This window comes from Paeniglutamicibacter sulfureus, from assembly GCF_039535115.1.
GTDB classification, from domain to species: Bacteria; Actinomycetota; Actinomycetes; order Actinomycetales; family Micrococcaceae; genus Paeniglutamicibacter; species Paeniglutamicibacter sulfureus.
Genome location: NZ_BAAAWO010000001.1, coordinates 1,355,892 through 1,379,369, shown reverse-complemented (window position 1 = coordinate 1,379,369; position 23,478 = coordinate 1,355,892). Strand labels below are relative to the sequence as shown.

The 23,478-nt window shown below is 66.6% G+C and carries 16 protein-coding genes and 1 pseudogene; 6 read left to right on the top strand and 11 right to left on the bottom strand.

The features are described from left to right. Window positions 1-270 precede the first annotated feature (270 nt). Window positions 271-2,649: an Ig-like domain-containing protein gene (locus tag ABD687_RS06220; RefSeq protein WP_310292691.1), complete on the bottom strand. Its 2,379-nt coding sequence runs from the start codon at window positions 2,647-2,649 to the stop codon at window positions 271-273. Window positions 2,650-3,304: 655 nt separating this feature from the next. On the opposite strand from ABD687_RS06220, the gene ABD687_RS06215 reads away from it, so the two are divergent. The 3 genes and pseudogenes from ABD687_RS06215 to ABD687_RS06205 all read left to right on the top strand — a co-directional run. Then, a complete protein-coding gene (locus ABD687_RS06215) occupies window positions 3,305-5,404 on the top strand; it encodes an acyltransferase family protein (RefSeq protein ID WP_310292696.1) in 2,100 nt (699 codons plus the stop codon). A 185-nt stretch (window positions 5,405-5,589) separates the two neighbouring features. After that, window positions 5,590-7,245 carry a glycoside hydrolase family 10-like protein gene (locus ABD687_RS06210; protein WP_310292699.1) on the top strand — a complete coding sequence of 552 codons (1,656 nt, stop codon included), beginning with the start codon at window positions 5,590-5,592 and terminating at the stop codon, window positions 7,243-7,245. Window positions 7,246-7,972: 727 nt separating this feature from the next. Next, window positions 7,973-8,137 (top strand): annotated as a pseudogene (locus ABD687_RS06205) (LysE family translocator); the annotation flags it as partial. 138 nt (window positions 8,138-8,275) lie between these two features. On the opposite strand, the gene ABD687_RS06200 reads toward ABD687_RS06205, so the two are convergent. The 3 genes from ABD687_RS06200 to ABD687_RS06190 all read right to left on the bottom strand — a co-directional run bounded on the left by ABD687_RS06200 (window position 8,276) and on the right by ABD687_RS06190 (window position 11,333). Beyond that, window positions 8,276-9,088 carry an ExeA family protein gene (locus tag ABD687_RS06200; RefSeq protein WP_302263215.1) on the bottom strand — a complete coding sequence of 271 codons (813 nt, stop codon included), beginning with the start codon at window positions 9,086-9,088 and terminating at the stop codon, window positions 8,276-8,278. Next, the gene (locus ABD687_RS06195) at window positions 9,085-10,602 is read right to left on the bottom strand and encodes a DDE-type integrase/transposase/recombinase (protein ID WP_310292703.1); all 1,518 of its coding nucleotides are present in this window, start codon (window positions 10,600-10,602) and stop codon (window positions 9,085-9,087) included. Before ABD687_RS06195 ends, ABD687_RS06200 begins: the two co-directional genes overlap by 4 nt. 86 nt (window positions 10,603-10,688) lie before the next feature. Further along, on the bottom strand, window positions 10,689-11,333 hold the full coding sequence (locus ABD687_RS06190; RefSeq protein ID WP_302263213.1) for a DUF6431 domain-containing protein: 645 nt from the start codon (window positions 11,331-11,333) through the stop codon (window positions 10,689-10,691). 197 nt (window positions 11,334-11,530) lie between these two features. On the opposite strand from ABD687_RS06190, the gene ABD687_RS06185 reads away from it, so the two are divergent. Further along, window positions 11,531-11,998: a LysE family translocator gene (locus tag ABD687_RS06185; RefSeq protein ID WP_310292706.1), complete on the top strand. Its 468-nt coding sequence runs from the start codon at window positions 11,531-11,533 to the stop codon at window positions 11,996-11,998. 416 nt (window positions 11,999-12,414) lie between these two features. On the opposite strand, the gene ABD687_RS06180 is transcribed toward ABD687_RS06185, so the two are convergent. Genes ABD687_RS06180 through ABD687_RS06165 form a run of 4 tightly spaced genes read right to left on the bottom strand, consistent with a single transcriptional unit; the run spans window position 12,415 to window position 18,710 of the window. Continuing rightward, on the bottom strand, window positions 12,415-13,515 hold the full coding sequence (locus ABD687_RS06180; protein WP_310292708.1) for an ABC transporter ATP-binding protein: 1,101 nt from the start codon (window positions 13,513-13,515) through the stop codon (window positions 12,415-12,417). Continuing rightward, window positions 13,512-15,035, bottom strand: coding sequence for an ABC transporter permease (locus tag ABD687_RS06175; RefSeq protein ID WP_310292711.1), 1,524 nt, complete (start codon window positions 15,033-15,035; stop codon window positions 13,512-13,514). Before ABD687_RS06175 ends, ABD687_RS06180 begins: the two co-directional genes overlap by 4 nt. Further along, the gene (locus tag ABD687_RS06170) at window positions 15,019-16,053 is read right to left on the bottom strand and encodes an extracellular solute-binding protein (protein WP_310292714.1); all 1,035 of its coding nucleotides are present in this window, start codon (window positions 16,051-16,053) and stop codon (window positions 15,019-15,021) included. Before ABD687_RS06170 ends, ABD687_RS06175 begins: the two co-directional genes overlap by 17 nt. After that, window positions 16,050-18,710, bottom strand: coding sequence for an AMP-binding protein (locus ABD687_RS06165; protein WP_310292717.1), 2,661 nt, complete (start codon window positions 18,708-18,710; stop codon window positions 16,050-16,052). Before ABD687_RS06165 ends, ABD687_RS06170 begins: the two co-directional genes overlap by 4 nt. 40 nt (window positions 18,711-18,750) lie before the next feature. Here ABD687_RS06165 and ABD687_RS06160 point away from each other — a divergent pair, with 40 nt between their 5' ends. Next, entirely contained in the window at window positions 18,751-19,299 is a 549-nt protein-coding gene (locus ABD687_RS06160) for a 4'-phosphopantetheinyl transferase family protein (protein ID WP_310292720.1), read from the top strand. A gap of 315 nt (window positions 19,300-19,614) precedes the next feature. After that, entirely contained in the window at window positions 19,615-21,120 is a 1,506-nt protein-coding gene (guaB, locus tag ABD687_RS06155; protein ID WP_264271669.1) for an IMP dehydrogenase, read from the top strand. An 80-nt stretch (window positions 21,121-21,200) separates the two neighbouring features. Here the strand turns inward: guaB and ABD687_RS06150 are convergent, their stop codons facing one another. The 3 genes from ABD687_RS06150 to ABD687_RS06140 all read right to left on the bottom strand — a co-directional run bounded on the left by ABD687_RS06150 (window position 21,201) and on the right by ABD687_RS06140 (window position 23,455). Beyond that, window positions 21,201-22,040: an IS3 family transposase gene (locus ABD687_RS06150; RefSeq protein ID WP_255257244.1), complete on the bottom strand. Its 840-nt coding sequence runs from the start codon at window positions 22,038-22,040 to the stop codon at window positions 21,201-21,203. An 11-nt stretch (window positions 22,041-22,051) separates the two neighbouring features. Then, complete coding sequence (locus ABD687_RS06145; RefSeq protein WP_255257245.1) at window positions 22,052-22,543, bottom strand: helix-turn-helix domain-containing protein; 492 nt, start codon at window positions 22,541-22,543, stop codon at window positions 22,052-22,054. Window positions 22,544-22,954: 411 nt separating this feature from the next. Then, entirely contained in the window at window positions 22,955-23,455 is a 501-nt protein-coding gene (locus tag ABD687_RS06140) for a VanZ family protein (protein ID WP_310292723.1), read from the bottom strand. Window positions 23,456-23,478: the final 23 nt, after the last annotated feature.

The following is a 23,478-nucleotide window of genomic DNA, read 5'->3' as shown; positions in this document are numbered from 1 at the left end:
CAGAGAGACGGAAGGTCCGGAGGTTGCCATTCGGCAACGTTTTGGTCTTCCCGGAGGTATCGACGTGGCAACAGGGCGGGACCTCGATCCAGAAGGGCGGGCGGATACTGGGCCTGTCACGGTGTTTCCAATCCCAAGCCCCTCGCGGCTCCCGGGCAAGGCCTTCCGTGCCGGCACCGCCGGGACGCGTATGGCCGCACCGGTCCTTGCCCGGGCCCATGAAATGGCCGCCTGCCCACCAACTGTCGGTGGGCAGGCGGCCATTTTGGGTCAGGACGCGCCGGTCGTGAATGACCAGTTAGTCGAGACCAGCGGATTGGTGGCCGCGTCGCGTATCAATGTCGCTCCGCCGAACGCCCGGACGGTGTAGCGGGTGTTGGCCGCCAAGCTGGCAGCAGGGTTCAGGATCCACTGGTTGGTGGTTCCGTTGCGCGTCACCGTTGCCGACACCACCGCACCGGTGGTGGCGTTGCGAAGGTTCAGCGTTGTGGTTCCGACTCCCAACACCGCTTCACTGAAGGTGACGGTGATGTTGTTCGCCCTGCGGATGGCAGTGGCGTTGACTGCCGGGACCCTGGCAGACACCACGGGTGCGGGGCCGGTGGTGAAGGTCCAGCTGTGGGTGGCCAGCGGGGCGCCCTGCGCGTCGCGGATCGCTGTGGTGCCGCCGGTGAGGACCGCGGTGTATCTGGTGTCGGCGGCCAAGTTCGCGGTCGGGTTCAACGTGGCTACCCGCGTGGTCGCGTTGTAGGAGACTGCGGATGGGATGGCTGCCCCGGTCGCCGCGTTTTTGAGGGTGAAGGTTGTCGCTCCCACCCCGGTTACGGGTTCGCTGAACGTTGTGGAGACGTTGCCGGCGACGGCGACGGACTTTGCCCCCGAGGCCGGTGTGCGGACGGTGACCGTCGGGGCCGCGTTCGTGGTGAAGGTCCACGTGGTGGTGGGTAGTGCGATGCCCGCCAAGTCGCGGACTGCGCTCGCGCCCCCGGTGATCCGAGCGGTGTAGACGGTGTTGAGGGCGAGGTTCGCCGTCGGATTCAGCGTGGCCCTGCGCGTCGCCTGGTCGTAGGTGACGGCCGCAGGGATGGTGGTCCCGGCGGGGTTCTTCAGGGTGAACGTTGTGGCGGAAACTCCCTGGACGAACTCGCTGAAGACCGCGGAAACGTTAGAGGCCGTGTTGACGTTCGTAGCGTTGGTTCCCGGACCGCGGCTGGAAATGGCGGGAGCGACGGTGTCCGCAGGGCCGATCCGCACCGTGCGGGTGGCGGCAATACCGGTGTTGCCTGCGGCATCGCTGGCTCGCACCTCAAACACGTAGGTTCCGTTGACCTGTGCGTCGTAGGTCTTCGCCGCCGGGCAACCTGCTTCCCAGTCGGGATTGCTCGGGAGCAACCGGCATTCGAGGGTCGACCGTGCCTCATTGACCGCCGTGTTCAGGGTCGGAGTGTTATCCAGTGTGGGGGTCGAGGGGAATGGTGCGACCACGGAGGAGACCGGTGCCACGGTGTCCACCGTCGCGGTGAGTGTAGGCGAGGTCAGGTATGGCGGCGCTGCGGGGTCGGTGGCAACCAGAGGGTTGGCGATCCGGGCCTGGAATTTATGCACGCCGTTGGCCAACGCCGTAGGCACGCGCAAGGAGTAGTTGCCGCCGGTGGCGACACCGCTCACGGCCGGGACGGTGGCACCGTCAACGAGGAGTTCCACGGTGGATCCGGCGGTGGCGGTTCCCGTGAGGGTGGGAAGGTTGGTGCGGGTGATGTTGTCAGTGGTTGATCTGCCCGTGTCGCTGGCCGCTGCCAGGTCGGGGGTGCTCGGCGCCCCGTCGTCTCCCTGGTAGAGCAGGCCCTGGACGGTAAAGGTGCTCACCGTCAACGTGTCGATGCCAGGCCCGCCGGCGTTGGGGCCGGTGACGGTCACGAAGTTATTGCCCGAGGGTGCCCCGGTTACCGCGCGGGCGGTGTTGATGTCGCCCAGGGTTCCGGGTGCCGCACCGACCTGGCGCAGGAAGGTCGCGGTGCTGCCCGTGGTGTAGTCGCCCAGGAATGCAGCGCCCACCTGGCCCCAGTTGCACGGGGAGGCAAGGGACGGGGCGCAGGCGCCCGAATCCAGGGTGACCTTGATGCGCCCGCCGACCTTGGGGTCGGCTTCGGCGGTGAAGGTGTTCACCCCGTAGGGGTGCGTCACGGTGTATTGTTGGCCCGCGACGATGTTCTCGATGATGAAGCGTAGCCGGCCAAAGCCCATCTGGTCCCCGTCCTGGACGATCTCGTTGGCATGCGCTGCCTCCAGGGCTGCCTCGTAGAGGCGCAGGTTCCCGCCGCTGGCTTCCGCGGCGAACCAGAATGCCTCATCGGGGAAGTTGTCCGGGTAGGACGCCGGAAGATCGGGATTCGGTGGTTCCATCAGGCAGCCGGTGCCGGCCGTGTAGCACAGCTGCAGTTTCGCGGTGCCGTCGGAGAACCAGGTCGGGAAGCCATTTTGTGGATCGACCGGTCCGTTGCCTGCGGTGTTGGCGGATGCTGCGGTTCCTGCCAACGGAACCAGTGCCGCTGCGAGCAGTGCCGCGGACGCCGCACCTGCCAACACCGAGGACCGGGTTCTTTTGAGGTCGCGCTTTCCCGTCCTTATGGTGCGGGTCTTCTGAAACATGATGACTCCTACTGCAGGGTGTGCCCCCCACTGGGCCGGAGCGACACCCCCGCCGCCCCATGAGCCCCATTTGTAGTCGCTCCAGGTTGTAAAAAACCTAGGGCACGGATTCGTGCGCGCTCGGGCTGCGGCGAACGGCGTAGGGCCCGGAGGTTGCCACAGGGCGCAAGCTTTTCGCAGGGTATGTCAGCGAACGTTGTTCCACGGTTGACCTTTGGTTCGAAGCCAACGCAGGATCTGAGACGGCGCTGATCGGAGCCAGCATGGAAGGCCGCCCGAGACGGATTTCGGGGTGCAGCCGCGCCCTTACAATCCGGAACGGAACTCGCTATGGAGCGGGGCACGCGGGGATGTTGTTTCCCCAGATAATTCCTCGCGTGTGCTCCCCGAAGAATGCCATCGGGTTTCCTCGTCGGCGACTTCGTCTGCGGTCGGCAACCCTGGGCCGGACTGGGCCGCAGGCGCGCGAAAAGCGCCCGTTCGGCCAAAAGCACCAGAATGACTTTGATGCTTGCATACCGGTTGATGCAGCTAGTCACACATGCGGCCAGTCAGGGAACCTCGCGTAACGAATCGATAACGAGGTTTGGTAACGTTGGATGCCCATGCCCAACGTTCCGGGCATGGGACGCTGTCGATTTTCCAGGATGTATTGATGTCGCTTTCCTTACCTGCGCAACGCGTGGCAGGGCGGAGTCCACGTGCGGCGAACACCGCATCCATTTTCAGGCCCGAGCTCCAGGGCCTGCGGGCGCTGGCCGTGCTGCTGGTTATGGTCTACCACGTGTGGTTTGGCCGGGTGTCCGGCGGTGTGGATGTGTTCCTGCTGCTCTCCGCGTTCTTCCTCACCGGTGCCTTCATCCGCAAGGTCGAGGGCGGGCGTCCGCTGGCCCTGCTGGGGTATTGGCTCAATGTCTTCCGCCGGCTGTTGCCGGCAGCGGTCCTGGTCCTGCTGGCGACCATCGCGGCCAGCGTCGCCTTGCTGCCCAAGGCGCGCTGGAACTCCATCATGGAGCAGATCACCGCCAGCCTCTTCTACGCCCAAAACTGGCAGCTGGCCCGCGACTCGGTTGACTACTACGCTGCCGAACATGCCACCGCCAGCCCGCTGCAGCACTTCTGGTCGCTGTCCATCCAAGGGCAGATCTTCATCCTCTGGCCGCTGTTGCTGGCCGCGGGCCTGATCCTGTGGAAGTGGCTCGTCACCAGGATTCCCTCGTTGAGCTACCGGATGACCATGGGCGCGCTCTTTGGCACCGTCTTCCTGCTTTCCCTGGCCTACTCGGTGCACACCACTTCCACGGCGCAATCGTGGGCCTACTTCGACACGGGTGCACGGCTCTGGGAATTCGCGCTGGGTTCGCTGGTGGCCATCTTCCTGCCGATGCTCCAAAGGCTCCCCGCCGCCCTGACCGTGCCCCTTGGCTGGCTGGGCCTGGCGGCAATCCTCAGCTGCGGCATGCTGCTGCAGGTCCAGCAACAGTTCCCCGGTTACCTGGCGCTGTGGCCCACGCTCGCCGCCGCGCTGGTCATCATGTCCCCGAACCACCGCTTGGGCGTGCAGCGGGTGCTCGCGGCGCCGGTCCTCGGCTGGCTCGGGAACGTCTCCTATGCGCTCTACCTATGGCACTGGCCGGTCATGGTCTTCTTCCTGGTCGAATCCGGAAGTGCGGAGATCTCCCTCGGTGCCGGGCTGGGCATTATGCTGGTTTCCCTGTTGCTGGCCTGGGCCACCACGCGCATCGTCGAGTCGCCCCTGCGCTCCTGGCAGTGGCTCTCGGCCAAGCGCCGGCGCGTGGGGCTGGGCATCGCGGTGCTGCTCTCGCTGGTGCTCGCCCCGCTGGGCGGCTGGGAACACCGCGTCTCCGCCGAGGAGCTGAGGGCGGCCTCCCAGGCACCGGTCGAGAATCCCGGCGCGGCCATCCTGGACCCCGGCTTCGGGCACGAACCCAGTTCGGAGGCCGTCATGGTCCCGTTGACCACCAAGCTGGATGAGGAATGGTCGAACTTCGGTGCCGAGTGCACCGGAGCGTGGGCACCCGAATCGCCGGCCATCGAGTACTGCCAGCAGGGCGGAAACCCGAAGGCGGAAAAGACCATCGTGTTGCTGGGGGATTCGCACGCGCAGCACTGGAGCGGCGCGGTGGATGCGATGGCGCAGAAGCTGGGGTGGCGCTGGGTCCTGCTGACCAAGCCGTCGTGCCGCTTCGGCGGGCCCTCGGAAACCCGCGGAGAGGAATGCGGGGAGTTCAACGCGGCAGCCGGTGACTACGCACTGGAGCACGACCCCGACGCCGTGATCACCCTCGGCTCCTTTACCGCGCTGGGCCCCGACCGGCACGGCCACAGCGCCGGGGAGCTGGAACGGGTGGTGCCGGACTACGAGGCCGGCATCCGACCGCTGCTCGAGGCCGGCATCCCGGTCGTGGCGCTGCGCGACACCCCGCGCTTCACCACTCCCGTGCCCGATTGCGTGGACCGGTTCGGGGCACAGGCGCAGCAGTGCAGCGCACCGGTTTCCGAACTCATGGCCGAGACCTCCCCGCTGGAGGAGCTGTCGGCCACGGGCAGCCTGGGGGAGGGGTTCTCCACCATGGACATGACCGACCAGCTGTGCCCCGACGGGATCTGCCGCCCGGTCATCGGCAACGTGCTGGTCTACATGGACCAGTCGCACCTGACCAGCACCTTTGCCAGGACCACCGCCGTGGAATTCGAGAAGCGCTTCCTCGCTGCGCTGACCGATTCGCCCTGACGCGGCGGTTCCCGTGCACCGGCCGGAGGGTGTCGCCGGGGCCCCCTCCAAGGCGTAACCAAAGTGCCGCGCAAGCGTGATATTTCGGCGCTTTCCGGGCGTGCCGGCGCGGCGTAGCGTTGCCTCCAAGCGGCCCCGCGATCCAGCCCGGCCGTGACCGCTCGCGCACCATCGGAGTCACCGCCATGAAAACGGAAATGGCACCCCTGTCCCTGTCATTGGCCAATCCCGTGAGCCGCAGGGCGGTGCTTTCGGCGGCCGTGGCGGGCCTGGCCGGCGCCGCGCTTGGCCCCGGGCTGCTTGCCGCCCCCGCCGCCGCGGCGGTCATCCGCAACCACGTCTACACCGTCTCCTCCCGCAATACCGCCACCTCCGCGACCTACCCGCGCACCGAGTTCCGTGCCCTGTGGACCGCGAGCGTGGTGAACATCGACTGGCCCTCAAAATCCGGGCTGACCGTGGCCGCCCAGCAATCGGAATTGCGCTCGATCCTGAACCTGGCCGTGTCGCGGAACCTCAACGCGGTGTTCCTGCAGGTCCGCCCTGCCGCCGACCGGATGTGGAAGTCCACGCTGGGGGAGCCGTGGTCCAGGTACCTCACCGGCACCCAGGGCAAGGACCCGGGCTACGACCCGCTGGGCTACGCGATCTCGGAGGCGCACAAACGCGGGATTGCCCTGCACGCCTGGATTAACCCCTTCCGCGTGGGGATGGACACCTCGCTGAACTCCCTGGTGGCCAGCCACCCGGCGCGGCTGAACCCTTCCTGGTCCTTCGCCTACGGGCCCCGGCGCTACTACAACCCCGGCATCCCGGCGGTGCGCAACTACATCCGCAGCGTGGTCATCGACCTGGTCAAGCGCTACGACGTGGACGGGGTGCACTTCGACGACTACTTCTACCCGTACCCGGTCTCGGGCCAATCGATTCCCGACTCCTCGACCTACGCCACCTACAAGGGCTCGTTCACCTCGATTTCCTCCTGGCGGCGCAACAACATCAACGTGTTCGTCCGCGACACCCACAACGCCATCCGGGCAGCCAAGCCCCGGGTCGTGTTCGGCATCAGCCCCTTTGGCATCTGGGCCAACAGGACCTCCAGCACCCTGGGCTCGGCCACCAGCGGGCTGGAAAGCTTCTATGCCCTCTACGCCGACACCCGGCGTTGGGTCAAGGACGGCTGGGTCGACTACATCGCCCCGCAGCTCTACTGGTACCAGGGCTACACCGTGGCCAACTACAACGTGCTGGTCGACTGGTGGGCCAAGCAGGTCGCCGGGACCAACGTCAAGCTGTACACCGGGGAAGCCGCGTACAAGGTCGGCGACCCGGCGACGGCCGCCTGGCGGGATCCCAACGAGCTGCGCGACCACCTCACCAAGTGCCGCCAGGTGCCTGCGGTGCGCGGACACGCCTACTACAACACCACCGCCTTCAGGGCTAACAAGCTCAACGCCATCGGGATCCTCAAGGCCCGCCACTACGCGCGGCCCTCACTGCCGGTCCCGTACCCGCAGCTGAACGCCATCCGCCCCTACACCCCGACCATTTCCAAGGCCGTGCGCGAGGGCACCGGTGTGCGGTTGAGCTGGACCTCCAGTTCCAGCGGCGAGCCCATCAAGCTCATCGCCATCTGGCGCTGGGAATCCACCGGCACCGTCGTTCCCTACATCCAGTCCACCGGCACCTACCTGCGCGCGGTGCGCCGCCGCACCGCCGCCGCCCAGTCCTGGCTGGACACCGGCGTGGTGCTCGGACACAGCTACTGGTACATGATCCAGTCGATCAGCCAGACCGGGATCGATTCCTCGCGCGCCACCGCGATTTTTGTCAGGGCGTGATGGATCGCCTTCCTGCCGCCCGGCGATGCCGGCAACCTGCCCGCACGGGGCCGGGGTCACTGGACGCCGGACAGGGATCGAGCCGAACCTAGCGGCACATAGTTAACGGGCGGTCTCCGGGATCGCCCTTCCCAGTGCCCAACCCGCGGCTATTTGCAATTTGCCCGCTCGCGCGTCAAGAACCTGTCGGCTCGCTTCAAGGCGAGCGCCCTGACAGGGTCGGCGACGTAGATGACGCGGCCCCCCGGATTCGAGCGTCACCTTGATGTTGCGTCACTGCTGGGAGTCTCCAGGAGCTTGTAGCGATCGGATTCAACTTGCCGGGCCGTTCAGATCTTGCTCATCGTCACCTCCTCCCTCTACCTGAATTATTCCTCCGGTATTGTTTGGGTAGACAGATCTCACTCCCCACCGAGGTACCCATCCATCATGGAAAGCTCCACAGAACTCGACTGTTGGCATTGGTGGACATGGGATGGCGAAACGAAAACTTTCGGTCCACGCAGAAACCCCCTTTGACCCAGGTCAGTCCTCGGCACGGTACGACTTCGATCTGCTTTCCAAATAGCTGGTCGCTGATCCAAATATGCCCCTTGCGGGACGATGCGACTGTTCCAGCGGCGAAGAAGAACGATTGCGGGTTCCCTGCGGACGAGCGAGCGTGGCCCTATATCGATTGGGTTTCCGATATATTCGACGCATCAACGCACCATGAATTGGAGTCGACATGCTACCTGCGGCCAATGCCTGGGCTTTTGCCCTCGCCGCATTTGCCCTTATCCTCATTCCCGGCCCGAGCGTGCTTTTTGTCATCGGTCGCTCGCTCTCCCTGGGTCGCAAGGGCGGCTTTCTCAGCGTGCTCGGGAACGCACTCGGGGCGCTTCCGGCCGTATGTTGACCGTCGCGTTGTTTGACGATCTTCGCGTCACCGGGTTTGACGACGAGCCGCCCATGGAAATGCCCTGCCGAGGGGTTTCGGCAGGGCATTCGTTGTCTTGCTGACGGCGTGGTCGTCGTCGGTGCCGGGCTCCTATTCGCTGTTTTCGGTGATCGCGGATTGCGCCGCGGCCTGGTCGACGATGGTCTTGTTGCCGGCGTAGGTGGCGATCAACGCGGAGACGGCGAGGTTGTTCACCGCCCGCGGGTAACCCCGGGAGGCCTGGTGGATGGCGGTAACGGCATCCTCGGAGAACAGCGTGTCCGATCTGCCCGCAAAACCGAGATGCGCTTTGATATAGCTGGCTGTGTCGGCCAGGTTCATGCCGGTGAGGGTGAAACGGGTGCCGATGCGCTGGTCCAGCGCGGCCAGGACGGCCATCTTCAGGCGCCTGCGCAGCGTGGGTTGCCCAATGAGCAGCAATGCGAAGTGGGACCCGGTATCAAGGGCCGTGTTGGTGAGCATGCGCAGGGATTCCAGCTCGGTGTTGCTCAAAAGGTGCGCCTCGTCGATGACCACGACCGGCAGGCGGGAACGCTCGTCCAGCTCCCCGGCCAGCAGTGCCGCGGTTTGGGTGGCCAATACCCCGGAATAGAAGGAAGGCTGGCCGCCCAGGGCCGAAACGATGGTGGCATGGATGCCGCGCATGGTGATGGTCGGGTCCGGAAGATAGATGACCTGGTGGCGGGAGGCCTCGAGCCCGGCCAGTGCCGCGCGCACCGCGACGGTTTTCCCGGCACCGACCTCCCCGGTGATCACACCCATTTGGCGTTGGCCGATGCACCAGTGGATCCGGGCGATCGCCTCGCGGTGCCCGGGGTGCGGATGCAGCGCCTGGGGCGGGATGTCCGCGCTGAAGGGCATGCGGGAAAAACCGTAATGGCTTTGCAGAGACGTGATGCTCACAGCGTGTTCTCCTGGCGGTGGTGCGCTTTGGCGGTGTCGGTGTTTCTGGACGGGGTGGCGAGTTTCTCGAAGCTGATCGGAGCCCCGCTCATGGTGTGTTTGTGTTGGTCCTCGAGCAGGCGCAGGTAATCGATGCCGGTGGAAACGTTTTGGGCCCCGGCGTCCCGGTCGGCGGCCGCATTCTTGGCCTTCGGGTGCACGTGCCGACGAATCTGAAGCAGGGTCGCGGTTCCGGCCGGGACTCCCAGGTGGGAGTGCACGGCGATGGGGGCGGCCAGGTCGAAGGGATCATAGATGAGTTCGACCCGGGTTCCTGCCAGCACCGGGTCCACCTGGTAGGTGTTGCCCAGCAGGGAGATCGTGGCAGTCTTGGTGACCTTACGTTTCTCGGACCAGAGGAATGCCTCACTGACCTGGTCCGGGGATTTGCGTACCGGGGTGCGTTTGACCCAGCTGGCATCCCAGCGCTCAAGCGGTGTTTGCCCGGTGGTGGAGTGGATGGTGCGGTGATAGAGAACCTGCACCCAGGAGGTGAAGAGCGCGTTCAGTTCTTGCAGGGTGGAGATCTCCGATCCCTGCCCGGTGCCCGGAAGCGAGGGCTGGTTGGTGACGGTGATTTCACCCAGGAATTGCTGGGTCACGGTATTGAAGAACCGCTCAATTTTGCCCCTTCCCTGCGGGCGGTAGGGGGCCGAATGAACCAACCTGATCCCCAGCTTCGCCGTGACCCGCTGAAGTGCCTTGTCAGCAAAGGCACTGCCGTTGTCGACATAGACCTGACGTGGTATTCCGTGGGTTTGCAGGGCCGGACGCAGCACCGCGGCCAGGCGGACGGTGTCCTCGGCGAAGGCCCACCGGGAGGCGACCACCATCCGGGAATGGTCATCGAGGAACGCGAACAAATAGGTTTTGCGTCCCTCGATCCGCGGCCCATGCAGGGCATCTCCCACCCAGATTTCGTTGGATTCCTCGGTTTCGAAGCGGCCGGTGGCGGCCCCGGGAACGCCGGTGGAAATGTCCAGGGACCGGAAGTGGCGCAGCAGCGTCGTTTCCGAGGGTGCATCGCCCAGCGTGGTGGCGATGATCCTTTTGATTTGGGCGGCAGTGCGGTGAGGCTTCTCCCGCTTCAAGGTCTCGGCCAGCAGCAGCACCCGGGGCTCGGTGATCGGGCCTTGGGCGCGTTGGGTTGGCTTCAACCCGTCAAAGCCGTCCTTCTTCCAGGCCTTGATCCAGCGATCGATACTTTCCCGGGAGAACCGCTTGGTGCCCCCGAAAGGCCAGGGATGGTATTGGGTGGCCAGTGCGCGCACCATGACACCTCGGGCCTTGGCACCGAGCTGGTCATCGGCTGCTTCCCGGATGAGCTGGTAGCGGAACAGGGCGATCTGCTCGGCGCGTTCGCTGCGTTTCACCGGTCCTTTCACCGGAGCCGAGGACGGTGCCGGTGTTGCCGGTGGAGGGTCGGCTGCAACAAAGGTTTCCGGACGCTGTTCCGGGATCAGGGCAAGTGGCATCAAGGCGGTGTCCTTTCAGGGAAACGGTATTTATCGGCACCACCTGCACCGGGGCGCAGGTCATGCTTGTTGCCCACTTTCGCCCATCAACACCCCGCCCTATCAGGGCCAATTGGTGTTGCAAGCCTTTTCACCCACCAGGTGCCGCTGAACACCCACGGCCCGGCGCTGGCCAACGCGGCAGCATGCCAAGGAACCGCACTGGCTTCCGGGACCGCAAAACGCTCGCCCACCACCCGGGCATAGGCCAACAGAACCCCCAAGGCCTGGGCAAGAATTCCACGGGCGGACTGCGGCCAGAGCGACGCGGCATCCGACGCGTCCCGGAGCAGCAGAGACCGAAACCAAGAACACAGGGACGCGGCGGAAGAGCCGAAAGACCGCAGCCAACCACGCACCGTGCTCACCGGCCGGCCCACCCGATCCGCGATGGAGCGGTGGCCGAGCCCCTCGAGGGCCTTGGCTTCGATGGCTGCGGCGATCACCAAAGCCTCATCAGCCTTCCGTGCCGCCAGAACAACCGGCAACAGCACATGAGTCATCCGGCATCCGGTGCACCGGGCCCGCAACGGGCAAAACACCGACACGGACGGCCCCGCGGTTCCCATGCGGATCCGTCGTTCCCGTGCATGGCCCCACGGACGCAATGCCCCGGCGCATTCGGGGCATGAAAGGAGCCCGCCACGCAGATCAGATTCGACAGCGGCGGGCGCATAACTTACCGTGATCATTAGCGCGACTCTTTCGCGTTAGAACGACCCGGCGCAGCCTTCGAAATCTGGCGCTGGGTCGTTTGCCTTAAGTTTGGTTATCGTCAGCTTGCCGCCGCCAATAACCGAAGATCAAGACCTACAAGTCGAAACCTTGCATCGGCACCGAACTCGACGGCTCATCCCCAAACAACGCGACGCTCAACACCGTAGCACTGGTGTCACTCGGCGTCGGTGCCCTCGTCGCCGAATCCGTAGTCGTCTTCATCATCATCAAGTTCCTCGGAGCCGGCTACTTGATCTACCTGGGAGTGCAGGCGATCCGCCACCGCAATGAACACACCGATACCGACACCTCACCACGGGCGCGACCGTCATCCTTCCGCCTCATCCGTGAGGGATTCTTTGTTGGAGTAACCAACCCCAAGACCATCGTGTTCTTCGTCGCTGTGCTCCCGCAGTTCGTCAGCTACGAAAACGGGGCCATCCCGCTGCAAATGGCGACCCTCGGGATGATCTTTTTTGCCATTGGCGTGGCCAGTGACAGCGTGTGGGCGCTTACGGCCGGCACGGCACGGGCGTGGTTCGCCCGTAGCCCGAAACGCCTCTCACACATGGGTGCCGGTGGCGGCGTGGTGATGATCGGCCTTGGCGGTGCGATGGCGCTCACCGGCAGTAAGACCTAGTCACGCATCGAAGCAAACGGCCAAATCCGTGCACAATCCACCTCGGGCCCATTCACTCCACTCCAGCCGACACTTCGCTTCAACAACCTTCTGATGCGGAAGACGGCACCGTGACCCATTTCGAATGGGAAGACCTCAAGATCGAGAATCCCGTTTAGCGTCCCCAATCGGGATGGCCACTGCCAAGCAGGCGATCAAGGGAAAAGACATCAACAGCCCAGACATCTGGGCGTCATCTCCAGTTCAGCACTGATTGGAGACCATCGTGGCACGGGCCGGCCTATGCCCCTGGCTCGCGCCAGTATCGGCGGGAGCCGCAGCACGCCTATAGATTGCGCCAGACGCTCCGGCAGTGGCCGATCGGCTACCGTTCCGGGGCGCAAACGTTGGCGGCGGCCGGGTCGTTCGTTTCCTGGCTACGGAGCATGGACCTCGGACTCTGCGGCGCGCCGCAGCAGGGACAGGTCGCGGAGGCGGGCGCGAGGAAATGCCCGGACGGGGCCGATGACTCTGAGGCCTACGCGCTGGTTGACGGGGGGCGCGTTTTGGCCAAGCACCCGTGCGATCACCGCTTGGGACGATGCGCCGCCGATGTCGTGCAGTTCCACGACGGCGTCGTGTCCGAAGTATGAAACGGCGCGGACCGTGGCCTCCACGTGGCCGCTCCCGACGGGGGTGAGGGTGATTTGCTCGGGTCGGACCATCACCTGGACCTTTCCGTCCGGGGTCCCCTCCTGGACGGGCAGGGTGCCGAGCAGGCAGGAGACAGCCCCGGCGAAGGCCGTGCCGTCGAGCAGGACGGCCTCGCCCAGGAAGCGGGCCACCTCCGCGTCGACGGGCTGCCGGTATACCTCCGCCGGCGGGCCGACCTGCCGGAAGCGGCCGCTGTCAAGGATCGCGATCTCGTCAGCGAAGGAGAGAGCCTCGCCTTGGTCGTGGGTCACCAGGACCGCGGTCGCGCCCGCCGCCCGCAGGGCCCGGGCGGTGGCCTCGCGGGTGGCTGCGCGAAGCCCGCTGTCCAAGGCGGAGAACGGCTCGTCGAGCAGGATCAGTCCCGGGCGCGGAGCCAGCGCGCGTGCCAGGGCCACGCGCTGCTGCTGGCCTCCGGAGAGCCGGTCCGGCTGGCGGTCCGCCATCGCGGAGGGCAGGCCGACAAGATCAAGCAACTCGAGCACGCGGTCCCGATGGCGACGACGCGGCCACGGCAAGCCGAAGGCGATGTTGCCGGCCACCGACAGGTGCGGAAACAGCCCGCCTTCCTGGCGCACATAGCCGATCCCGCGTTGTTCGGGCGGCACCCACACCCCGGGCCCGGCAACCACCCGGCCCCCGACCGACACCTCGCCACCGCTGGATGGAAGGAAGCCGGCGATGATGCGCAGCAGCGTTGTCTTGCCGCTGCCGGACCCACCCAGCACGGCCATCGTCGTGCCCTCCGCCACGGTGAGGTCGACGGACTTGAGCACCGCGTCGAGGCCGTAGTCGGCCGAGACGGCACGGACCTTGAGTTCGGTCATTTCTCCTCCAGGATCTGCCGCCGCAGCAGCAGGGTCAGGGGCACGGACAGGGCAATCATCACGGCGGCATACGGGGCCGCGGCGGCGTAGTCGAGTTGGCTGGCCTCGCGCCAGAAGGCCAGGGCCAAGGTCTCGGTCCCGGTGGGGGCGAGCAGCAGCGTGGCCGTCAGTTCGGTGCTGACGGCCAGCGCCACCAGGACAAGGCCCGTCATCACGGAGGGCGCCATCAACGGCAGGACGACCCGGACCAGGGTGCCCGTGCCGCCCGTTCCAAGGGAGCGCGCGGCCTCGGAGAGCTCGGGCGGAGCCGCAGCCAGCCCGGAGCGCAGTGAGACCATGGCCCGGGGGACGAAGAGGATGGCGTACGCCAGAACCGTCAGGGTGACGGTCTGGTACAGCGGGCCCGCCCATGTCACGGCCAAGGTCACCAGCCCCAGTCCGACGACGATGCCGGGCAGCGAGCTGGCGACGAAGGTGACGCGCTCCAGGGCCACGGTCAGGCCGGAGTGGTGCCGGTTCAGCAGCCAGGCACCCGGCAGCGCGGCAGCGGTCGCTGCCACGGCGCCCAGGGTTGCCAGGCCCACCGTGCCAAGGGTGGCGCCCAGCAGGCCTGTATCGAGCAGGCCGGCCCATCCCTCGGAGGCGGCGAGCCATCGACCCACGCTGGCGACCGGGACCACCAAGGCCCCGGCGACGAGCGCCGCGAGCAACACCATGGCCGGTGCGGTCCAGGCACCCAGGGCGTGGGGCACGGGACGACTCTGTGTCCCCGATCCCAGGCGCGCAACGCGGCGCCTGCCCCGGGCGAGAAGCTCCAGCAACAGCGCCAGCAGGCACAGCCCGACCAGCACGGAGGCCAGCAGGCTCCCGGAGGTATCGCTGAAGCCCACCGCGTATTGCTGCATGATCGCCGTGGTGAATGTCGGGAACCTCATCATCTCCAGGACGCCATACTCCGCCAGCAGGTGCAGCGCCACCAGCAGGGCGCCGCCGCTGAGCGAGGGACGCAGCCGGGGCAGCACGGTGCGCATGACGGCGGCGGCCGGGGAGAGCCCGAGCGAGCGGGCGGCATCCTCGTCGGCCGGATCCAGGGCGCGCAACTGCGCCGCGACGGGCAGGAAGACGAATGGATAGTAGGCCAGGGTGGTCACCAGGGCCGACCCGGCGAAACCGGTCAGGCCCGGCGCGACGGTCACCCAGGCGTAGGCACTGACGAACGAGGGGACGGCCAACGGCGCCAGCAGCAGGGTCCGCCACCAGGCGGCGCCGGGCAGGGCCGTGCGCTCCACGAGCCAGGCCGCGGCTGCCCCGAGCACGACGGCTGCCGGCACCGTGACGGCCACCAGCAATCCGGTGTTTGCCAGCAGGTTCCCGATGCGGGGCCGGAACAGGTATTCCGCCGCGCGGGCCGGTCCCTCCGCGAGTGCGGCGGGAAGGGCGATGAGCACCGGCAGCAGGGTGAGGGCCGCGACGAGGGTCGCGGCGGCCACCACGCCGCGCGTGCTAGAGGATCCCGACATCCGTCATCAAGGCGATCACTTGGTCGGAATTGAGGGAGGAGACCTCAACGGCTGGGGCTTCCAATTCCTCCAGCGACGGGAGGGCCGGGTCCGAATTCGTCCCGGTGCCCACCGCGTACTCCATGGACCCGCTGTCGACGAGGGCCCGCTGTCCCTTGGGGCCGGTGGCGTACTCGAGGAACCTCTGGGCCTCCTCGGGCATGTCGCTTGAGGCAAGTACCCCGCCGGCCGACAAGCTGACGAACGCGCCCGGGTCCTCTCCGCCGAAGTAGTGCAACGCCGTGTTCGCGCTGCCCTGCCGGTCCCCGGCCTGGTCGCGGTACCAGTAGTAGTGGTACATGATCCCGACCGGGACCTCCCCGGCATTGACCGCCTTCATCGTGGCGATGTTGTTCTGGTACACCTCGGCGTTATCCGCCAGTGCCTGAAGCCAGGCGCGGGTCTCGGACTCGCCGCGTTCGGCGAGCATGCCCGCGGCGATGGCCTGGAAGTCGGCGCCGCCGGGGGCGGCGCCCCACTTGCCCGACCACTTCGGGTCGGCGAGCTCCATCATCGAGGACGGCAGGTCCTGTTCGCTGATGAGGTCCTTGTTGTAGACCAGCACGGTGGACCGGGCAGCGATCGGCGCCCAGAGCCGGGAGGACGGAGCGAGGCCGTCGCGGACCTGGTCCAGGGCGGTTGCGTCAACCGGCGCGAGAAGCCCCTCGCGTTCGACGAGGGTCATGGCCGGGGAATTCTCGGTGAGGAACACGTCAGCCGGAGAGGAGCTGCCCTCTTTCACGATCATGTGGCCCATGGAGGAGTCCTGGCCGTCGCGGACCTGGGTCGGGATGCCGGTCTCCTCGGTGAACTCCGCGGCAACGGCCTTGGTGACCTCGATGTGCTGGGCGGAGTAGATCTGCAGCGTGTCGGGCTGCGGGGCGTAGGCCTCCTCGCCGGCCTGGCCGCCGGAGCAGGCGGCCAGGGCCAGCGGCAGTGCGAGTGCAATGGCGAGCAAGGGACGGCGTGTGTGGGTCATGGCGTTCTTTCATTCCATCGGTTGGGTGCGGGGACCAGGTCCTGCAGGCGCCGCATGGGGCGGTCGGCCAGGCGCCAGAGCAGGCATCCGACCCCCAGTGCGGCCACCGTCTCGACAACGTCGTTCTCGAAGGCGGAGAGCACCAGGAACTGGACCAGGTAAATGTACAGGGAGGCGGCGGCCAGCAGGCCGAGCAGGGGCAGCAGGAACGCGGGTACCCGCATCCGTGGTACCAGGATCAGGGCGGCGAGGCCGGCGACGACGACGGCATTGCGCAGGGGCTGGTCGGCGAAAAACGTTGCGCCGCCGATTACGCCCAGGGCCAGGGTCAGCCAGCGGCGCCGGCGGGTGTCGGCATGGGCCGCGGCCGCGCCCACGCCCACCAGCCACAGGGTCGTGGGCATGATCGATTGCGCCATCGAGTCCTCCGTCAGCGCCAGGACAACGAACCGGGGCACCAGGGCCGCGGCGGTGAACCAGGCGGCCACGCGCCAGGGGTCGGCCTTCCACGCACGGGCAAGGGCCGGAACGGAGATCACCGCGGTGAGCACCAGGAGGCTGGCGACGAGGGCGTCGATGAACCAGTACTCGTTGCGCGTGGATCCTTCGGTGGTGTCGCCGAGAAGCCAGTGACTGAGCAGGATGTTGGACCATCCGTAGCGTCCGGTGGTGAGCATGGCGAACAGCGCGATGAGCATCGTCGGGACGGCCACGCCGATCAGGATCCGTGCGGTGGCCCGCCACCTGTCGGCCACCCCGGGCGCGGAGAGTCCGAAGCGGACGGTGTTGTAGCCGGCAATGGCCAGCAGCAGGTGTGCCCCGCCCATGACGTCGAACAGGTCCGCGTGGGAGCCGCAGATGGCCACGACGGCCAGCGCGCGCATCACGACGGAGGTCTCCACGGTGCGCCAGATCCGGGGCGGGCGGGCGCGCGTTCCGGCAAGGCCGGCGGCTCCCGGATCGGCGGGCGCGTTGCGCCGGTGGGCGGCCAGGTCCGCCAACTCGGACAGGGTTCGATGGTGCCAGCCGCGGGGCAGCGGCCCGACGATGCCCTCGAGACGGAGGGAGGCTTGGACGTGACTGAGCGAATCCCCGCCGTGCTGGACGAAGCTGCGGCCAAGGTCGACGGAGTCGGTGCCCAACACCTCCGAGACAACCTTCGCGACCTCGGCGGCCGCGCTCTTGGCCCCGGCAGGGGCCGTTGTCTCGGTGGCATGGCCGGCGGCGCCGGCGAGCACCAGTGCCGCGCAGCCGGGCCGGTCCAGCTTCCCGTTGGCCAGGCGCTGCAGCTCGGTGACCGCGACGGCGACTGCTGCGGCGCCCAGGCCCGAGGCCTGCCCGGCGATCCGTCGGGCTTCGGCCGCGGTGGCATCGGGGGCTCCTGAGGTCCTGGGCTCGACGGCGACCAGCAGCCGGGTTCCGTCCCCGCCCACGCACGCCGTGTGACCTGCCGCATCCAGGGCATGCTCGACGGCGCCCACGTCAATGCGCACGCCCATGACCTTGACGAATCCGGAGCGCCGCCCGACTATCCTCAGCAGCCCGTCGGGCCCGACGCGCCCGAGGTCCCCGGTGCGCAGCTCGGTCAGCATCGGGCCAAGCGCCAGGTCGTCGGGGTGTTCGGCGTATCCCATCATGACGCCGGGGCCGCGCACGACGACTTCGCCGGCTCCGTCGACGGCCTCGGGCACGGTCGTGTCCAAATGCAGGGAGGTTCCGGAGACGGGCTTGCCCACGGCGTCGGGGTTCACTGCGGCCAGGGCCGGATCCAGGACGCAGATGCGGGCGGTGGCTTCCGTCTGCCCGTACATCACCGACAGTCCCCACCCTTGCGCGCGGCCGAGGTCGGCGGTGCGCCGGACACGGTCAGGGTGCATGCGGCCACCGGCCTGGGCTATCAGTCGCAGCGAAGGGTGGCTCGCTTCGAGTACGCCGGTGGATTCCATGAGCTCGACCATGTGGGGGACCGCGGCCAGGTTGGTGACGCCGAGGCCGTCGATGGCGTCCCAGAGGGAGCCGTCGAGGACCGAACCCTCGTGCAGGACGACGGATGCTCCGGCGACCAGGTGCGAGTGGAGGACCGAGAGCCCAAAGCAGTAGTGCAGGGGGAGACTGGTGATGGCCCGGTCGGTCTCGGTGAGGCGCAGTGCCTTGGCGATGGCGGAGGCATTGGCGGCCAGGTTTCGATGGGAGAGCCTGACGAGCTTGGGGGATCCGGTGCTGCCGGAGGTGCTCAGCAGCAGCGCCAGATCGGGGTGCAGCACATGCAGCGGGGCGCCCGAGGCGAACTCGAACGGGTGCTCCGGGTCGCCGGTGGCGGTCACATCCGGCCGGTAACGCTCGAGCATGGCAGCGGTCCGGGGCTCGTCCGAGGTCACGAGCGCGACGTGGCCGGCCTCAAGCGTCGCGAGATAGGCGGCGACACTGTGCACCTCGGCGCGCAACGGCAGGTGCACCAGGCGCTTCCCGGTCGCGGCGTCCGGGAGATGGAGGACGAGCCGGTCCACGGCGGCGCGCAGCTCACCGTACGATATGGCTTTTCCGGCAGCGGTCAGCAGCGCGGTCCGTGCCGCCCGGGGGGAGCCGAAGGCGCGGTCCAGCAGTGAATCCTGGCCGGGGGTCGGGGCCGTGAGGTCTTGCACGGGAGTTTGCGTCACGAAAGCTAAGGTTAGCCTAAGGCAAGTAGACAAGAGAAGCATGAGGCAATTTATGGCGGAGGTATGGTGGTCCTCGCTCACTGCGGCCGGGCACGGGGGATTGGACATGCTCGACCCCACCGAACGCGCCCGGCTGGAGTCGTTGGAAAGGCCTGCTGACCGCGGCCGATTTCTGGTGGGGGCAGTGCTGCTCCGCGTAGCCGTCGCCTCCCATGCCGGCATTGCCCCGACCGACGTCTCCATCGACCGAACCTGCAATGAATGTGGCGCACCTCACGGCGCGCCCCGCGTCATGAACCCGGGGATGGCCGCGCCGTGGGTGTCCGTGTCGCATTCCGGGGTGCTCGTCGTCGTGGCGCTCAGCACCATGGGACCGGTCGGAGTGGACGTGCAGCGGATCGCAGATCTGAAGGACCCGGCAGCCGCGGCAGGGTGGGTTCGGCGGGAGGCGCTGTTCAAGGCGCGTTCCGGTGGGCCCGCCGCCGGCGGTTCGGTGTGCGAGTTGCAGGCCCCGTTGGCGGGATACGCCGCCGCAGCGGCGCTTCCCGCCAACGACGAGCGTGACGTCGTCGTCCTGAACTGGCCTTGACGGCATCGAAACCCCCAGGCGGTGGAGGACTTTCGGCACCGTCGCTGGCCCCAACGCATCAGAAGGAGCGGCACGACCATGCAGATGTGGATGGTCGCAAGCCTGGCCTTCCCGGGGGCGGCGCTCGGCGCTCTTTTCATGAAGGGAATGGACGAGGGACAGGCGTCGCACCAAGCGTCAGTGGTTAGGGGGCAGGGTGTCGCGCGCAGCGGCCCGGGGGAGTTGCGTTCACCACACCTACCATGGGGGAATGTCGCTTGGGAGTGAAGCGTTCTAGGATGTAATCAATCCCCGCACCGGCGTGAAAGGTCCCCCGTGACTGAGTTCAATCCATTTGCCTTTGAAGGCCTCACCTACGATGACGTCTTGCTGCTTCCCGGCCCGACGGATGTGATCCCCTCGGAGGCTGACACCACCACGCGCCTGACCAAGCGGATCAACATCAACATCCCGCTGCTTTCCGCTGCCATGGACACCGTGACCGAGGCACCGATGGCCATCGCACTGGCCCGCCAGGGCGGCATCGGCATCATCCACCGCAACCTGTCGATCGATGACCAGGCCAACCAGGTGGACCAGGTCAAGCGCAGCGAATCGGGCATGATCACCAACCCCGTGACGGTGAACCCGGGCGCGACGCTGGCCGAATGGGACGACCTGTGCGCGCACTACCGCGTCTCGGGCCTGCCCGTGGTGGACGAGAACCGCAAGCTGCTGGGCATCATCACCAACCGCGACACCCGCTTTGTGCCGCGCGAAAACTACATGACCACCAAGGTCTATGAGGCCATGACGGCCATGCCGCTGATCACCGCCCGGGTCGGGGTGTCCCGCGAAGAGGTCATCGCGCTGCTGGGCAAGCACCGCATCGAGAAGCTTCCGCTGGTCGACAACGACGGCGTGCTGCAGGGATTGATCACCGTCAAGGACTTCGACAAGGCCGAGCAGTACCCGCTGGCCACCAAGGACGACGAGGGCCGCCTGCGCGTCGGCGCCGCCGTCGGCTTCTTCGGCGAGGGCTACGACCGTGCCATGAAGCTGGTTGAGGCCGGCGTCGACGTGCTGGTCGTGGACACCGCCAACGGACACACCCAGGGTGTGCTGGACATGATCGCCCGCCTGAAGAAGGACCCGGCGGCTGCACACGTGGACGTCATCGGCGGCCAGGCCGCTACCCGCGAGGGCGCCCAGGCACTGATCGACGCCGGCGCCGACGCCATCAAGGTCGGCGTTGGCCCAGGGTCCATCTGCACCACCCGCATCGTTGCAGGTGTCGGCGTCCCGCAGGTCACCGCCATCTACGAGGCCGCCAAGGCCGCCATCCCGGCCGGCGTCCCGGTCATCGCCGACGGCGGCCTGCAGCACTCCGGCGACATCGGCAAGGCACTGGTTGCCGGCGCCGACTCGGTGATGCTCGGATCCCTGCTGGCCGGCACCGCCGAGTCCCCGGGCGACCTGGTGTTCATGAACGGCAAGCAGTTCAAGGCCTACCGCGGCATGGGCTCACTCGGTGCCATGGAGACCCGCGGCAAGAACACCTCCTACTCCAAGGACCGCTACTTCCAGTCGGACGCGCCCTCCAACGAGAAGCTGATCCCCGAAGGCATCGAGGGACAGGTCCCGTACCGCGGCCCGCTCTCGGCCGTGGCCCACCAGCTTGTCGGCGGCCTGCGCCAGACCATGTTCTACGTCGGCGGACGCACCATCCCGGACCTGAAGGAACGCGGCAAGTTCGTGCGCATCACCGCTGCCGGACTGAAGGAATCGCACCCGCACGACATCATGATGACCGTCGAGGCCCCGAACTACCGTTCGCGCTAAGGCACACTCTGATTTGAAGGCCCCGGCCGCTGTCTCGCTCATGAACTGGTCCCCGAAAGTTGGACTCGGTAAGTAAAAGTCTACGCAGCCAGTGCCTGGGCCCGGTATTTCATCGGGCTCAGGCACTCGAGCGTTAACGAGATGCGGTCATAGTTGTACCAGTGGATGTAGTCGTCGAGCTCGGCGGTGAACGCCTCGACGCTGGTGTGTTCGTGGTGGTGGAACATCTCTTCCTTCAGGTGCCCGAAGAAGTTTTCCATCACGGCGTTGTCCAGGCAGTTGCCCTTGCGCGACATGGATTGGGTCATGCCGGCGTCGGCCAGCAGCCTCTGCCAGCTGGCGTGCTGGTACTGGAATCCCTGGTCCGAGTGCACCATCGGCGCCTCGCCCGCGGCCAGGGTCCCGATGGCCTCGCTAAGCGATTGGTTGGCGAAGGCCACGGTCGGGGACTGCGACACCGAGTAGGAAACGATCGAGCGGTCGAACAGGTCCAGCACCGGCGAAAGATAGACCTTCCTGTCGGCAATCTTGAATTCGGTCACGTCGGTCACCCACTTCAGGTTCGGTGCCTCGGTGTCGAACTGGCGCTTCAGCAGGTTTTCGGCGACCTTGCCGACAGTGCCCTTGTAGGAGGCATACCTTCGCTTGCTGCGGACCTTGCAGACCAGGCCCTCGGCGCGCATCAGCTTCAGCACGGTCTTCTTCGCCACCTGCCACCCGCCGCCGAGCAATTCGGCGTGGATGCGGCGGTGCCCGTACCGGCCCATGGCCTTGGTGAAGATCTCGTGGATCCGTGCGCGGAGCTCCGCGTGCCGGTCCGGTGCCTTGAGCGCGGCCTGGCGGTGGAAGAACGTGGAGCGGGGAAGCCCGGCAGCGGCCAGGAGCAGGGGCAAGGGGTGGGAGGCCTTGAGGGCGATCACCGCGCTGATTTTCAGCGCGGTGGTTGGTTCCTCAAGGCCCGAACTTTTTTTAGGTATGCATTCTCCGCCTGCAGCCGCTGGTTCTCGCGGCGCAGCTTCTCGAGTTCGGTGGGTCCACCCGCTTCGGCGCCGGAAGCGGTCTTGGGACGGCCCTTGGCCTTGGGACGCAGCCCGTCCTCGCCCTGTTCCCGGTAGGTCCTGACCCAGGTCCTGAGAAGGTTCGGGGAGCTGAGCCGGTGTCGTTGGGCAAGCTCCATCAGCGTCGCCTCGCCGTCGAGGAACTGGCGGACGACCGCGAGCTTGAACTCGAAGGAATACACCTGATTGGTCGGTTTGCTTTCCAACGCTGCCCTACCCCAAATCCTGAACCGTTTCTCGAGCCCACGAACGGCGTGTTCACCGGCGTTCAGTCTTGAGGATACCGCCTTATGCCCGATTCCCTGCTCGAAAAGATCGACGGCAGCCAGCCGCTGCTCGGCGGTCAATGAACTATTTTGACGCATGAAAAACTCCCCGAAAGTAAGGATCTGAATTATTCAGTCCAACTTTCGGGGAGCAGTTCACTCATCGCAAGACAGTGCCGGGGCCTTCTTCGTGCTCGCGCACGGTTGCGCCAACGGCGGGGGGAAAACCCCCATCCCGCGTTTCGCGCAGGCGTTCCCAAACAGTGGGCTACGTGACACTGCAAAGCATTGGCGCATCGCTATATGGCATGGGTACACTTGACTACCGGTCCTGCCTCCCCCAAGTGCGGGACCGTTTCGGAAGGATCTGGTTACCCCCAAGTTCCAGTTCCTTCCAAGGGAGATACGCCGCAGACCCCAAGCTGCAGGCACTCCGGGCAGGGTTTCGCTGACAAGTCGGTGAAACCCTGCCCTTCCTTTTTGGGCCAGGGCCTTGGTGTGCGGCCGGAATCACCGGCCGACCGGCGGGTTCCCGGCCATCTCGTCATCGGGATGGGTGCCCAGTCCATGCTCGGTGGCCGGCGGGGAATCGCGTCGCGGTTCCGCATGCCGTGCGTGCAGGAAGACAAGGATGAAGGTGCCCACTGCGGCACCCACGGTGTTGGCCACAATGTCCAGGAGCGAGGCGAAGCGGTTGGGCAGCAGCAGTGCCTGGCCGAGCTCGATGAGGCAGGACGCGGCGAAGCCCGCGGCCACCGGGTGCCACCATTTCCTGGTCCATGCCGCAGCGATATAACCGAATGGAATGAAAAGCAGGATGTTCGCGCCGAATTCGAACTTGTTGTATCCGAAGAACGAGGGCATACCATGGGCGTGCAGCCACCCGATGATACTGCTCAGGCTTCCGCTGACAGGACGATCCACCGGCGTCGGCCAAAAGGCGATCATTGCCAAAGCCAGCAGATATGCGGCGGCGAGGAACACAGTGAAATGGAAATGTGGCTTGGTCATGTGGCTCAGTCGGATGGGGTGGT